Genomic DNA, 13,672 nt, shown 5'->3' with positions numbered 1-13,672 from the left:
TGTTCGGTCAGACTAGCGCCATGACTGAGAGCCCCTCCGCCGAGCCCGGTGCCGACTCCGTCACAGACATCGGGCTCCGCAAGATCGACCACGTCGGGATCGCCGTAGCCGACCTGGACGCCGCCATCGACTTCTACCAGCGGACGTTCGGGATGCGCTGTGTGCACGTCGAGACCAACGCCGAGCAGGGCGTGCGGGAGGCGATGCTGGCCGTCGGGCCGACCACCGAGGGTGGCTGCGTGCAACTGCTCGCCCCGCTCACCCCGGAGTCGACGATCGCCAAGTTCCTGGACCGCAACGGTCCGGGTGTGCAGCAGGTCGCGTACACGGTGGTGGACATCGACGCGGCGTGCGCGGCGCTGCGCGCCCGGGGGATGCGGCTGCTCTACGACACACCGCGGCGCGGCACCGCGGACAGCCGGATCAACTTCGTCCACCCGAAGGACGCCGGTGGCGTCCTCGTCGAACTGGTCCAACCAGCCCTCACCGCCCACTGACCCCCGCACGTGGCGGCGCCGCCGCCCCGCGCCCCGCGCCGGCACGATCCGCACAACGTCGGGGATGTTGCTGCCTCCACCGCACGTGAGGCAGCAACATCCCCGACGTTGTCGCCCGCAGCCTCCTGCGCCACGTGCGCGCACGTCAGTGCGCGGTTGGCGGGGCGGCCGGACACCTTCACGCATCGGCGGATGCAGTTTTTCACAGAGGACTTCCCGGTCTAGCTACCGTTCAGTAACGTCCGGCCCCACCGGAGCGCGACCGGGGTCGGATGTGTCGAATGCCGACATGGCGGTCGTGACCCACCGGCGCCGACGATGGCAGCACCCGGGCCCGTGCGGGTGCGGACGAACCGGAGGTCACCGTGCAGGACATCCTCGAAGCGATCATGGCGGCGGAGGAATCGAGCGATCCGGACCGCGAACTCGCCGGCGTCGCCGGGCTGCCCGTACCGGAGAGTTACCGAGGCGTCGTGGTCCGCGCCGAGGAGGCCCGGATGTTCGACGGCATGCCCACCCGGGACAAGGACCCGCGCAGGGCGTTGCACGTCCAGGAGGTGCCGACGCCGGCGCTGGCGCCGGGCGAGGCGTTGGTCGCGGTGATGGCCAGCGCGATCAACTACAACACGGTGTGGACCAGCATCTTCGAGCCGCTGCCCACCTTCAGGTTCCTCCAGCGCTACGGCCGGGTCTCCGAGCTGACCCGCCGGCACGACCTGCCGTACCACGTCGTCGGCTCGGACGCGGCGGGCGTGGTGCTGCGCACCGGTCCCGGGGTGACCCGATGGGCACCCGGCGACGAGGTGGTCGCGCACTGCCTCTCCGTCGAGCTGGAGGACGCCGCCGGGCACGACGACACCATGCTGGACCCGCAGCAGCGGATCTGGGGCTTCGAGACCAACTTCGGTGGGCTGGCCGAGCTGGCGGTGGTCAAGGCCAACCAACTGATGCCCAAGCCACGGCACCTGAGCTGGGAGGAGGCGGCCAGCCCCGGGCTGGTCAACTCCACCGCGTACCGGCAGCTCGTCTCGCACCACGGGGCCAACATGAAGCAGGGCGACGTGGTGTTGATCTGGGGCGCCTCCGGCGGCCTCGGCGGGTACGCCACCCAGATGGCACTCAACGGTGGCGCGATCCCGGTCTGCGTCGTCTCCTCGCCGGAGAAGGCGGAGCTGTGCCGCCGGATGGGTGCGGACCTGGTCATCGACCGGGCGGCGGAGGGCTTCCGCTTCTGGAAGGACGAGGAGACCCAGGACCCGGACGAGTGGAAGCGCTTCGGCGAGCGGATCCGCGAGCTGACCGCCGGCGAGGACCCGGACATCGTCTTCGAGCACCCGGGTCGGGAGACCTTCGGCGCCAGCGTCTACGTGGCCCGGCGCGGTGGGACGATCGTCACCTGCGCCTCCACGAGCGGCTTCCAACACCAGTACGACAACCGTTACCTCTGGATGCACCTCAAGCGGATCGTCGGCAGCCACTTCGCCAACTACCACGAGGCGTGGCAGGCCAACCGTCTGGTCGCGCTCGGCAAGGTGCACCCGACGGTGTCCCGCACCTACTCCCTGGAGCAGACCGGTCAGGCCGCGTACGAGGTGCACCGCAACGCCCACCAGGGCAAGGTCGGGGTGCGTTGCCTCGCACCGACGGACGGCCTGGGCGTACGCGACGGGGAGCTGCGGGCCCGGCACGAGGAGGCGATCAACCGCTTCCGGGGGCACTGACCGGCACCGCCGGCCCGGAGGCACTGACCGGCACCGCCGGCCCGGGGGCACTGACCGGCACCGCCGGCCCGGGGGCACTGACCGGCACCGCCGGCCCGGGGCAGATGGACGCTCGATGGCCAATGCGCTGATCGGACATTGTTCTTCCGCTCCCATTAGCGGAAAACCCGCCCGGATCGAACAAAGGGCCTCGGGGTAACCCCGGGGCCCTTTTCCGCGTCACGCTCCGTGGCGTCCGACCCGCCCGGGACCTGCCAAGATCGGCGATTGGTCCAGCTCCGCCGATGGCGGGAGTTGACCATGTAAAGAGGCCACGAAAGCTGCGCACCGCTCTTGCGAAGCACCCTGGGGCGTCTGCCAGTATGTCCCAATGCCCCAGCAGCAGTCCTCCCCTCTCGCGTTCTTCGATAACGCGAACTCGCAGCCAGACTTCACCGTCGGCCTGCGCGGTTACAACACTCACCAGGTCGATGACTTCCTCGGCCGGATGACCGCCGCGCTGACCCAGTCCGAGCAGGCCCGTGCCGAGGCCGAGCAGCGGATGAACGACGCCCAGCGTCGGCTCCGCCAAGCCGAACAGCGCATGAGTGCGCTGGAGCAGAAGCTCACCGACACGAACAAGCAGCTCGAAGAGAACAGCCGGCCCACCCTCTCCGGCCTCGGCACCCGCGTCGAGCAGATCCTCCGGCTTGCCGAGGAGCAGGCGAACGACCACCGCAACGAGGCGAAGCGCGAGTCGGAGGGCATCCTCTCCGCCGCCCGCCTCGAGGCCCGTGAGATCACCGACAAGGCGCGTGCCGAGGCCGCGGCCATGAAGGCCAGCGCCGAGCGCGAGGCGGGCAACCTGCGCACGGCCGCCGAGCGCGAGGCCGCCGAGGTCCGGGTGCAGGCCCGCCGTGAGGCTGACACGCTGCGCGCGGACGCCGACCGCGAGACCAAGCAGCTGCGTACCGTGACGGCGCACGAGGTCGCCGAGCTGAAGTCGACAGTCGAGCGGGAGGTGGCCACCCTTCGGGCCACCGCCGAGCGGGAGATCACCCAGCAGCGGGCCAAGGCCGCCCGCGAGGCTGAGGAGAAGCGCGCCGAGGCGACCAAGCTGCTGACCGACGCGCGGGACAAGCGCGACAAGGACCTTCAGGCTCTGGAGCTCCAGCTGGCCGAGCGGCGGGAAAAGTCCGAGCGCGAGGAGTCCGAGCGGCACGCCGCCCAGGTCTCGCAGACCCAGAAGATGGTCAGCGAGGCCGAGCAGCGTGCTCGGGCCGCGCAGGAGCGCGCGAAGGAGATCGAGCAGCGCGCCGAGGCTCGCCGGGTCGAGTCGGAGCGCAACGCCTCCGAGACGGTGGACAAGGCCAAGGCGCACTCCGAGAAGACCCTCAACGAGGCCAAGGCCGAGTCGCAGCGTCTGCTCTCCGAGGCCCGCACCGAGGCGGAGCTGACCACTCAGGCCGCCCGCCGCGAGGTCGAGGACCTCACCCGGCAGAAGGACGCGGTCACCTCGCAGCTGGGCCAGATGCTCTCCGGGCTCGCCGGCATCGTTCCAGGGATGCCGGCGGCCGCTCCGGCGGCCAAGCCGGAGGCCAAGAAGACCGATGGCGGTCAGGAGCGGGTGCCGGCGGAGACCGCCGGCTGACGCGAGGCGTCAGATCGGGGCATCGACGGCGCGAGGTGACACCGGGTAACCGGTGCAACCTCGCGCCGTATGCGTTTCCCAGCCGGTGGTATCCCTTTGCCCGCAACGGAGTGAAGTAGCTCGCACAAGGCGCGTCCGTATCGCCCCAGCAGGCCCTGTTGCGTGTGAGGATGGGGGCATGTCGCACGGCGAGGAACTGTTCGCTCTCGGCGGGGACGTGACGACGGAGCCCAGCTTCGAGTCCGCTCTGCGGGGGTACGAGAAAAAACAGGTTGATCGGTATGTCGCGCGTGCCGAGCACGAGATCGCGACCCTCGCCTCCGAACGGGAACAGGCGTATACACAGATCCACAAGCTCGCCGGCCAGGTCGAGGTGCTCCAGCGTGACCTGACGCAGGTCCGCAAGCAGATGAACGTGGTCGACCGGGCCTCGTTCCGCCACCTCGGCCCACGGGTCGAGTCGATCCTCACGCTCGCGGAGGAGCAGGCCGAGCAGATCGTGTCCGACGCGAACGTGGAGATCGAGGCCCGTCGCGCCGCAGCCGAGCACATCATCGAGGAGGCCCGCCAGCAGGCCGCGCGGGCTCTGAAGGACTTCGAGATCGCCCTCGCCGCGCGCCGCTCGGAGGAGGAGCGGCACAGCGCCGCCCGACGGGCCGAGGCCGAGGCCACTCTGCGGTCCGCCAAGGACGAGTCGGCGCAGTTGCGCAAGGCGGCGCAGGACGCGCTGGCGAAGGCCCAGCAGGAGGCCACCCAGCTGCGGGACACCGCCAAGGAGATCCACGCCCGGGCCCAACAAGAGTCGACCAAGCTGCGCGAGACGGCCCGGGAGACACTGGCCAACGCCCAGCAGGAGGCCAGCGACCTGCGCGGGGCCGCCAAGGAGGTGCACGCCAAGGCCCTCCAGGAGGCCAAGCGGCTCACCGACACCGCGACCGAGGCGGGTCGGGCCAGCCACGCCAAGGCTCAGCAGGAGGCCAAGCAGATCATCGACGACGCGTCGATGGCGGGACGCTCCACCCGCGCCAAGGCGCTACAGGAGGCGGAGCGGCTGACCACGCAGGCCACCGAGGCGGGCAAGCGCAGCCGTGCCGAGACCGAGGCGTACGTGCAGCGGATGCGCACCGAGACCGAGGCGTACGTGCAGCACACCCGGGCGCAGACCCAGCAGGAGCTGGGCGCCTGGCGGGCCGGAGTGGAGCAGGAGGTGAACTCGCGTCGCGAGGCGGCCGACCGGGAGTTGGCGCAGCGTCGGTCCACTGCCGAGCAGGAGTTCGCCAAGCGCCGCGACGAGCTGGACAAGCAGCACACGTCCCGCCAGCAGGAGCTGGAGACCGGGTTCGCCAGCAGTCAGCAGGAGTTGGAGGCGGGTTTCACCAGCCGCCGCGACGAGTTGGAAACCGAGTACACGGGACGCAAGAACGAGCTGGAGACCGAGTACACGAGCCGCCGGGATCAGCTGGAGACCGAATACTCCACGCGCAAGAACGAGATCGAGCAGGGCGCGGCCGGGATTCGGCAGGCGGCCGAGCAGGACGCGGCGGCTCTTCGCCAGCGGTCCGAGGCGGAGGCCGCCGAGCTGCTGAGCCGGGCCGAGACCGAGGCCGGCGGCAAGCGCCGCGAGGCCGACGAGCACGTCGCGGCCTCCCGTCGGCAGTTCGAGGAGTACGCGGCCACCACCCAACAGCACCTGGCCACCACTCAGCAGCACCTGGCGGCCACGCAGCAGGAGTCCGCGGCGGGCCGACAGCAGCTCGCCCAGGTGATGCTGGAGATCGCCCAGGCTCAGCAGCAGCTCGCCGACCTGCGCCAGGAGACCTGGAAGGCTCGGCAGGAGTCGGACGAGCTGCAGCGGCAGATGACCGAGGCGCGGTTGCAGAGCGTCGCTGGTCCGATCGATGGCCCGACCACGCCGGCCGCCGGTAATGGTGCGAGCCGCAACGCGGCCGACGAGAAGGCCGCGACCGCCTCCGCCACGGCGACCACCGGCGCGGGCGCGACCGCCTCTGGCACGGCGACCACCGGCGCGGGTACGTCGTCGGGGTCGGGAGCGGCCAACGGTCTCCAGACCGAGCCCGCCGACACCCGGCAGCCGGTGACCGCCGGGACCGAGAGTGCCGGGCAGTCCACGTCCCGGCCGGTGGCCGAGCCGGTGACCACCGTCGACGGAGGCGCGGCCAGCGCCGGGGTGGACGGGGAGCCGACCGTGGCCGCCGTTCCGGGCGAGGGTGGCCGGGGCGCCAAGCCGACCAAGATCACCAGCACCGGTGAGAACGGCAAGCGACCCAGCAAGCCGACCACCGACGAACGCAGCGCCAAGCCCAGCAAGGTCACCATCGAGAAGGACTGACGGGTACGCCCCCAGCGCTGACTCGGGTGCGCACCGAGATCTTGGACAGTTTCCGTCAACGCCGGACGGAAACTGTCCAAGATTCAGATGTGCGTCGGATGGCGTTGGATGGGGTGGGGGTCCAGCCGGCCGCGACGAGGGCACGCCGGACGGTGCCGGCGACCTCGTCGGGACGGGCAGGACCAGCCAGGCCGGAAAGCGCAGGATCCGGTCGCCGCTGGTCCAGACGTCGTTCTGCCGACGCATGTCGTCTGCCCACTGCCGGGCGTCCAGGTGGTGCGCGCCGTCGATGTCGACATGCACCCGCCACTGCCGCCAGTACGCGTCCAGCCAGCGGTTGCGGCCAGCCGCGTCCACCCGATGCTCCTGAAGATCAGGTACGGGCAGCCGGTGCCGGCGACAGAGGCGCACGAAGTCGATCTCCGAGAGCGCCTGGGCGCCGCCGGCGATGTCACCGACGGTTTGTTGGATCAGGTGCCGGCGGGGCGCTCGCGGGAGGACGTCGAGCACGGTCTGCAACTCCTCGGGAAGCACCCGCCGCTGCTGACAACCGGCTGCCAGCACCCCCTGCGCCTCCTCCACTCCGACTGCCCAGCCCGCCGCGTCGACGAGTGCTCTGGCCGTCGTGGTGCGCGGTGGACGGGGCGAGCTGCCGGTGCGAGTCCGGCAGCACCGACGTGCGATGCACCAGTACCGCGGGCATGTCGATGGGGAGGCGACGCAGCGAGGTCCGTGCGGCACGGCGGGCGGCCGGCACCTGCACGTGCAGTGGCTCACGGCGCAGCCCGCGTACCCCGGCTTCGGTGGCGGCGGTTACCCCGGCCAGCACCGCGCCTGGTCCGGCGGCCAGCACCGCGACCCAAAGCTGCTGGTCGCGGCTCAGGCGACCGTTGCCGGTCAACAGGATCCCACGGCAGATCGACCGCCAGCGGCCGGAGCGGATTCGCCCACGGACTGCCCCCTCGCTGAGCAGGCTGGAGACCTGCGCGGTCGTCAGCACGCCCGCCTGCTCAAAGGCGAGCCAGTCAAGTGCGTCGGCGTCATCGGCAGGCAGCATCCGAACAGCGTTCACCGCCGCGAGCCCGCCACACCACCAGATCTTGGACAGTTTCCGTCAACGCGTAACGGGAACTGTCCAAGATTTGCGCGTGGGCTGGGCCTGGAGGGTGCCGACGGTGGTTGGGTGGGGCACATGGAGCGCCAGATTGACGGTCTCGTGGTCGATGGTGACCATGAGGTGGCTACGCTGCTGGCGCGCTGGGAGATGATCCCAAACGTCCGCCGCCAGTCGATGGAACTGGTGAGGGACGTTCCGCGTGGCGGCCGCTCCTGACCACCACCCGTCATCCCACCGCCTGAGTCGGGAGGTCTCTGGTGCCGCAGCACGACCCGTCCGGCGACGACCCGGGCGTGACCCCGGGGCCACCGCCAGCGGAAAACCCACCGGCGAAGACGCCACCGTCTGCGGAGACGCCGCCACCTGCGGAGACGCCGCCACCTGCGGAGACGCCGCCACCGGTGCCGGTTCCCGCTCCGGGAGTCGACCCGGACGAGCCACCGGCGGTGCCGTCCGGAAAGTTCGGCACACCAGGGCGTCCGCTGCGGCGCAGCAGCTTCCTGATCGGGTTCACCGGGGCGTTGGGTGTGCTGCTGGCGTACACCCTCTATCTGGGGATTCGCAATGCCGGCGGCATCCTGGTGCTGGTGGTGATCGCGCTTTTCCTGGCGGTCGGCCTCAACCCGGCGGTGGTCCGGCTTCGCCGCTGGGGCGTGCCGCACGGCCTGGCGGTGGCGGCGGTCGCGTTGACCGTGGTGCTGCTGCTCTGCGGCGGCGTGGTCGCGCTGGTCCCGCCGATCGTGACGCAGTCGGGACAGTTCGTCGACCAGATCCCGAACCTGCTCGACGAGTTGCGCCGCAATCCGACGGTCAATGACCTGGTGGAGCGGTACGACGTGGTGGAGCGCGTGCAGGGCGCGGCCAACGCGCAGACCGTCGGCCGGGCGCTCGGCGGGGTGCTGGGCGGCGCACAACTGATCTTCGGCACGGTGTTCCGGACGCTGACGGTGCTGGTGCTGACGATCTACTTCCTGGCCTACTTCAACAAGCTTCGCGCCCTGGGCTACTCGTTGGTGCCCCGGTCGCGGCGCGAGCGGGTGCAGCTGATCGGCGACGAGATCCTGGCCAAGGTCGGGGCCTACATGGTCGGCGCGCTGAGCATCGCGGTGCTGGCCGGCGCGACCACCTTCGTCTTCGCGCTGATCGTCGGGCTGCCGTACCCGTTCGCGCTGGCCGTGGTGGTGGCGGTGACCGACCTGATCCCGCAGATCGGCGCCACCCTGGGCGCGGTGATCGTGAGCCTGGTCGGCTTCGCCGCCGACCTGCCCACGGGCATCGCCTGCGCGGTCTTCTTCCTCGTCTACCAGCAGGTGGAGAACTACCTGATCTACCCGAAGGTGATGCGGCGCTCGGTGGAGGTCAACGAGGTGGCCGCCCTGCTGGGCGCTCTGCTGGGCGTGGCGCTGCTGGGCGTGGTGGGCGCGCTGATCGCCATCCCCACGGTGGCCGCGCTGCAACTGATCCTGCGCGAGGTGGTGCTGCCCCGCCAGGAGACCCGCTGACCCACGGCGAGGGGGTCAGCCGGCCTGACCGGCGGCCGGCCCGGGGACGGGCGTGTCGGCGAACGAGGCGACCGTCCGGTCGGCGTACGCGCTGACGTCACCGGCCTCCATCGGGCCGTCCCAGGTCGTCGGGAGCGGCACCTCGACGGCCGGGTTGACCCGCCGGACGATCTCGTCGAGCACCGTCTCCGCGTCGCCCACCCAGAGGTGCTTGGCGCCCGGCACGCCGACGACCTCGGCCTGCGGCACGGCGGCGAACCGCTCCCGCGCCTCGGCCGGGCGCAGGTAGTCGTCGAACTCGGGCACCAGCGCCGTCAGCGGCCGACCCGAGGCGGCCCAGGTGGTCAGGTCCTCGGGTGTCGAGAAGCGTAGCGGCGGGGAGAGCAGGATCGCCCCGGCGACAGCCGGGTCGCAGCCGTACTTCAGGGCCAGGTCGGTGCCGAACGACCAGCCGACGAGCCAGATGTTGGGCAGCTCGGCGAACTCCGCGTACTCGATGGCGGCGGCCACGTCGTACCGCTCCCCCACCGCGCCGTCGAAGGTGCCCTCGCTGGTGCCGCGCAGGCTGCTGGTGCCCCGGGTGTTGAACCGCAGCACGGCCAGGTCGGCCAGGGCGGGCAACCGCCAGGCCGCCTTACGGAAGACGTGGCTGTCCATCATCCCGCCGTGGGTGGGCAGCGGGTGCAGGCAGACCAGGGTGGCCACCGGCGGCCGGTCGGCCGGCAGGGCCAGCTCGCCGACCAGCCGCAGACCGTCGGCAGTGTGCAGCTCGATGTCCTCCCGGCGGCCGGGCAGGATCGACGACGCGCGGATCGCTGTGCTCACCGCCCAAGTGTGTCGTGAAGTCACCGCCGCCGCCCGCCCAGGCACGAACAGCGTGATCCAGGTCGCTGAGCCGTGGCGTGGACACGGCGCCCGCGGCCCCCGGCCGGGTTGGTCAGTAGCGCGGCGTGCCGCGGCCTCGTTGCACCGCCGGGCCGCGCCGGTCCCGGGCTCGCCAGCAGCCGCTGTGCCAGTGCCGCCGGTCGGTCAGGTCACCCAGGCCGCCGGCCGGCCAGGCCACCAGGTGCGCCACCCCGGGTCGGATCTCCTGGTCACAGCCGGGGCATCGGTACGTCTTGACGGACGCCCCCGCGCCGATCCCGCGTACCTGCCAGGCGCCGTCGGTCCACTGCTGCACCGAGGCGACGCCCTGCCGGACGCGATCGGCGTCCAGGTTGGCGTTGTCGTCCCGGCGAGGGCGATTGCGACGGGGGCTCACAGTCACCAAGGTTACGGTCACTTCCAGCTGGCCGGCTCGCCAAGGTCGTCGGCGACCCGGAGCCCACCGATAACCGTACTGACCTCGGCGTCCGTGGGCGGGCGCTCCCAGCGGTTCTCGTGCCCCATGGACAGCAGGGTGTGCGGGATGCCGAGCACGTGCCAGAAGTCGCCCATGTCGAACACCGGCCTGCCGGCGATCTCGCGGTTGGCCGTGGACCGGTCGGGCGAGGATGGACGGGGTGAGTAGTAGAGCCGCACCGGCAGGGTGCCCGCGCCCTGGAGGGCGACCGTGAGCGCCGCTTCGGTGTGATCCGAGGCCGCGGCGGGCCGCTGGGTCGGCGTGGTGGTTCCCGCCACGTTCACGATGCTGGGCCAGGCCAGCTGACGCACCGCCACCTCGCACGCGCTGATCCGGGCACCTGGCGGCAGAGCGGTCAATCGGACCGGGGCGACACAGTGGCGGGCTTCGTCGAACCGAAGCGCCGCGGCCGCTCGTTGGACCTCGGCACTGGTCTCGCCGAGCGTCGCGACCCGGACGTACAGGCCCGGGACGGGCTGCCAGCGCAGCACCCACCCCTTCGCGACCCGGTCGAGCTGCCGGATCACCCCGTTGTACCTCGATGCGGCGTCGATGTCCGGGCCGGGCGAGGCAAGATCCTTCTCGCTGTCGGCGGCGTCCGCTCTGTCGGGGCCGATGTCCCGAAGCTGGCTCGGGTCACCGGTCTCGGCCGTCCGTGGTTCGGCAGCAACGATCACCAGAGCCTGCACACCGCCACCCAGGTCCAGTCGCATGCTCTCGACCTGACCCGCGGAGCGCCAGGCGACCGGCGTCGCGGCCGACGGATCGACCCCGAAGTGCAGCAGTTGCGGGTCGGAGCCGATCAGGGCGGGGCTCGCCGCTGCCCCCGGAATCCCCGGTGCCCGGGGCGGCGTGACCGCGACCGGGCTGGGCGTGACGGCCGGCTGTGGCGGCGCGGCCGACGGCGTACGCAGGGCCACACCGGCCCCGAGCAGCACCGCGACGCCGAGCGCTGTCCCGATGACGGCGCGCCGTCGCCGCCGCCGGGTTCGTCCCCCGTGCACCGCTGCCGTCAGCAGGCTGTCGGTGTCCACGGGTCCGTCGGCCTGCTCCCGGAGTACCCGTGCGATCCGCTCGTCGAGGTTGGTCACGGCCGGCTCCCGTTCGTCGTGGGAACGCCGTGGCGCTCCCGCAGCTGGCTGAGCGCCCGCATCGCATGGGTGCGGACGGTGACCGGGGAACAGCCGAGAACCTGGGCGATTGTCGCGTCGTCGAGGTCCTCGTAGTAGCGCAGCACGAGCACCGCGCGCTGCCGGTCGGGCAGGCCGAGGATCAGCCGCCACATCTCGTCCCGGTCGGCCGCGTCGCCGCCCAGGTCCCCGCGCCCCGGCCGGTCGGCGAACTCGGCAGTGGCCAACTCCCGGCTGGATCGGCGGCGCCACCAGGAGGTGTTGGCGTTGACCATCATCCGGCGCACGTAGACGTCCGGACGGTCGGCACGGGCGATCTTCCGCCAGTGCACGTACGCGCGCGCCAACACGTCCTGGGTGAGGTCCTCGGCCCGGTGCTCGTCACCGGTCAACAGCCGGGCCAGCCGGACGAGCGCCGGCCCGCGACTGCTGACGTATTCCTCGAAGGTCACACCACTGAGACGCCGTCACCGGCGCCCACTGTTGACACCGGTCAGCGGTGCGAGTGGTCGCGGAAGCCGCGGCGGGTCTTGCGGCCCAGGTAGCCGGCGGTGACCAGGTGCTCCAGCAGCGGCGCGGGCGCGAAGCCCGGCTCGCGCAGCTCCAGGTACAGCTCGCGCTGGATCGCCAGCGCGACGTCCAGCCCGACCACGTCGAGCAGCTCGAAGGGACCCATCGGGTAGCCGCAGCCCAGCTTCATGGCGTGGTCGATGTCGTCGGCCGTCGAGTAGCTGGCCTCCAGCATCTTCACCGCGTCGTTCAGGTACGGGAAGAGCAGCGCGTTGACGATGAACCCGGACCGGTCGCCGCAGACCACACCGGTCTTGCCGAGCGCGGCGCAGACGGCACGGGCGGTGGCGGTGGCCTCCGGGGAGGTGCGGATGGTCCGCACGATCTCCACCAGCGGCATGACCGGCGCCGGGTTGAAGAAGTGCAGTCCCACCACGTCGGCCGGTCGGTTGGTGGCCATCGCCACGTCGATCACCGGCAGGGACGAGGTGGTGGTCGCCAGCACGACGTCCGGCTTGCAGATCTCGTCGAGGCTCGCGAAGAGGGCCTTCTTGACGCTCAACTCCTCGACCACCGCCTCCACCACCAGGTCGACGTCGGCGAGGTGGTCGAGCGTGGCCGACCAGCTGATCCGGCCGAGCGCGGCCTCCCGGTCGGCCTCGGTGAGCCTGGCGCGCACCACGCCCTTGTTCAGCGAGGTCTTCACCGCCTCGCAGACCGCCGCGGACTTCTCCGCGCCGCGGGTCACCGACACGACCTCGTAGCCGGCCGTCGCGAACACCTCGATGATGCCGGTGGCCATCATCCCGGAGCCCACAACGCCAACCTTGGTCACGACTGCGGGGCTCGCAAGCTCACTCCTCGCGCTCCCGGTGCCGACCTCCGCGTAGATGGCGCGCGCGCCGCCGGCCACTGCCGACTCCGTGGCCAGCGGCGTCGCCGCATCCGGTACGACCACCGGCGAGCCGGGCCGCTCGTAGGTGTAGAAGCCCCGGCCGGACTTCCGGCCGAGCAGTCCCGCCGTCACCATCTGCTTGAGCAGCGGCACCGGGGCGTGTCGGCGGTCCCGCCCGCCGCGCCGGTACATGGTGTCCAGAATCTCGTACGCGGTGTCCAGGCCGATCAGGTCCATCAGCGCCAGCGGGCCCATCGGCAGACCGCAGCCGAGCTTCATCGCGGCGTCGATGTCCTCCCGGGCGGCGTAGTGCGACTCGGCCATGGCGACCGCGTGGTTGAGGTAGCCGAAGAGCAGCGCGTTGGCGATGAAGCCGGCCCGGTCGTTGATGGTGACGTCGACCTTGCCGAGCCGGGCGCAGAGCGCCTCGACGTCGGCGACCACCTCGGGCGAGGTGACGACGGTGCGGACCACCTCGACCAGCTTCATCACCGGCGCCGGGTTGAAGAAGTGGATGCCGATCACCTGGTTGGGCCGGGTGGTGGCCACCGAGATCTCGGTGACGCTCAGCGACGAGGTGTTGGTGGCGAGGATGGCCTCCGGCCGGCAGACCCGGTCCAGTTCGGCGAAGATCCGCTGCTTGAGGTCGAGGTGCTCGGGCACCGCCTCGATGACCAGGTCGACGGAGTGCAGCGCGGGCAGCCCGACCGCGAAGTGCACCCGCTCGTGCAGGGCGTCGCGGTCCGCCGCGGCGAGCTTGCCCTTCGCGACCGCGCGGTCGGTGGAGGCGGTGAGGGTGGCCCGGCCGCGTTCCAGCGCCGGCTCGGAGATCTCGACCGCGACCACGTCGATGCCGTTGCGGGCGAAGACCTCCACGATGCCGGCACCCATGGTGCCCAGCCCCACCACACCCACGGTGCTGAACTCGCGCGCCACGACCGGCCTCCCCAGACACTCCGCACGACCCCTGAACGGCCG

Annotated in this window: 12 protein-coding genes; 6 read left to right on the top strand and 6 right to left on the bottom strand. The window is 71.5% G+C overall.

The window, feature by feature from the left end; translation table 11 throughout:
* The first annotated feature begins 20 nt into the window (after positions 1-20).
* The 4 genes from mce to ACFYPM_RS09925 all read left to right on the top strand — a co-directional run bounded on the left by mce (position 21) and on the right by ACFYPM_RS09925 (position 6,198).
* A complete protein-coding gene (mce, locus tag ACFYPM_RS09940) occupies positions 21-497 on the top strand; it encodes a methylmalonyl-CoA epimerase (RefSeq protein ID WP_387193309.1) in 477 nt (158 codons plus the stop codon).
* A gap of 365 nt (positions 498-862) precedes the next feature.
* Complete coding sequence (gene ccrA / locus ACFYPM_RS09935; protein WP_387193306.1) at positions 863-2,218, top strand: crotonyl-CoA carboxylase/reductase; 1,356 nt, start codon at positions 863-865, stop codon at positions 2,216-2,218.
* A gap of 370 nt (positions 2,219-2,588) precedes the next feature.
* The gene (locus ACFYPM_RS09930) at positions 2,589-3,848 is read left to right on the top strand and encodes a DivIVA domain-containing protein (protein WP_387193303.1); all 1,260 of its coding nucleotides are present in this window, start codon (positions 2,589-2,591) and stop codon (positions 3,846-3,848) included.
* A gap of 178 nt (positions 3,849-4,026) precedes the next feature.
* Positions 4,027-6,198, top strand: coding sequence for a hypothetical protein (locus tag ACFYPM_RS09925; protein ID WP_387193300.1), 2,172 nt, complete (start codon positions 4,027-4,029; stop codon positions 6,196-6,198).
* Positions 6,199-6,649: 451 nt separating this feature from the next.
* Here the strand turns inward: ACFYPM_RS09925 and ACFYPM_RS09920 are convergent, their stop codons facing one another.
* Positions 6,650-7,255 carry a hypothetical protein gene (locus ACFYPM_RS09920; protein WP_387193297.1) on the bottom strand — a complete coding sequence of 202 codons (606 nt, stop codon included), beginning with the start codon at positions 7,253-7,255 and terminating at the stop codon, positions 6,650-6,652.
* 135 nt (positions 7,256-7,390) lie between these two features.
* On the opposite strand from ACFYPM_RS09920, the gene ACFYPM_RS09915 reads away from it, so the two are divergent.
* Positions 7,391-7,531 (top strand): hypothetical protein, encoded by a 141-nt coding sequence (locus tag ACFYPM_RS09915; protein WP_387193294.1) that lies wholly within the window; start codon positions 7,391-7,393, stop codon positions 7,529-7,531.
* A gap of 41 nt (positions 7,532-7,572) precedes the next feature.
* Positions 7,573-8,817, top strand: a complete 1,245-nt coding sequence (locus ACFYPM_RS09910; protein ID WP_387193291.1) for an AI-2E family transporter — start codon at positions 7,573-7,575, stop codon at positions 8,815-8,817.
* 15 nt (positions 8,818-8,832) lie between these two features.
* Here ACFYPM_RS09910 and ACFYPM_RS09905 read toward each other — a convergent pair whose 3' ends face one another.
* The 5 genes from ACFYPM_RS09905 to ACFYPM_RS09885 all read right to left on the bottom strand — a co-directional run bounded on the left by ACFYPM_RS09905 (position 8,833) and on the right by ACFYPM_RS09885 (position 13,630).
* On the bottom strand, positions 8,833-9,642 hold the full coding sequence (locus ACFYPM_RS09905; RefSeq protein ID WP_387193288.1) for an alpha/beta hydrolase: 810 nt from the start codon (positions 9,640-9,642) through the stop codon (positions 8,833-8,835).
* Between the two features lie 112 nt (positions 9,643-9,754).
* Positions 9,755-10,084: a hypothetical protein gene (locus ACFYPM_RS09900; protein WP_387193285.1), complete on the bottom strand. Its 330-nt coding sequence runs from the start codon at positions 10,082-10,084 to the stop codon at positions 9,755-9,757.
* An 11-nt stretch (positions 10,085-10,095) separates the two neighbouring features.
* Positions 10,096-11,250 (bottom strand): hypothetical protein, encoded by a 1,155-nt coding sequence (locus tag ACFYPM_RS09895; protein ID WP_387193283.1) that lies wholly within the window; start codon positions 11,248-11,250, stop codon positions 10,096-10,098.
* Positions 11,247-11,741, bottom strand: coding sequence for a SigE family RNA polymerase sigma factor (locus ACFYPM_RS09890; RefSeq protein ID WP_387193280.1), 495 nt, complete (start codon positions 11,739-11,741; stop codon positions 11,247-11,249). The genes ACFYPM_RS09895 and ACFYPM_RS09890 overlap by 4 nt, the downstream gene beginning before the upstream one ends.
* 41 nt (positions 11,742-11,782) lie before the next feature.
* On the bottom strand, positions 11,783-13,630 hold the full coding sequence (locus ACFYPM_RS09885; protein WP_387193277.1) for a 3-hydroxyacyl-CoA dehydrogenase family protein: 1,848 nt from the start codon (positions 13,628-13,630) through the stop codon (positions 11,783-11,785).
* Positions 13,631-13,672: the final 42 nt, after the last annotated feature.

The organism is Micromonospora sp. NPDC005203 (assembly GCF_042872705.1).
Lineage (GTDB): Bacteria > Actinomycetota > Actinomycetes > Mycobacteriales > Micromonosporaceae > Micromonospora.
Note: the sequence above shows the minus strand (reverse complement) of the source record. Positions and strands in the feature narration are given on the sequence as shown.

Coding starts and splice junctions, on each gene's coding strand:
- ACFYPM_RS09925 (WP_387193300.1), top strand. CDS start 4,027: ATGTCGCACGGCGAGGAACTGTTCGCTCTCGGCGGGGACGTGACGACG.
- ACFYPM_RS09915 (WP_387193294.1), top strand. CDS start 7,391: ATGGAGCGCCAGATTGACGGTCTCGTGGTCGATGGTGACCATGAGGTG.
- mce (WP_387193309.1), top strand. CDS start 21: ATGACTGAGAGCCCCTCCGCCGAGCCCGGTGCCGACTCCGTCACAGAC.
- ACFYPM_RS09930 (WP_387193303.1), top strand. CDS start 2,589: ATGCCCCAGCAGCAGTCCTCCCCTCTCGCGTTCTTCGATAACGCGAAC.
- ACFYPM_RS09920 (WP_387193297.1), bottom strand. CDS start 7,255: ATGCTGCCTGCCGATGACGCCGACGCACTTGACTGGCTCGCCTTTGAG.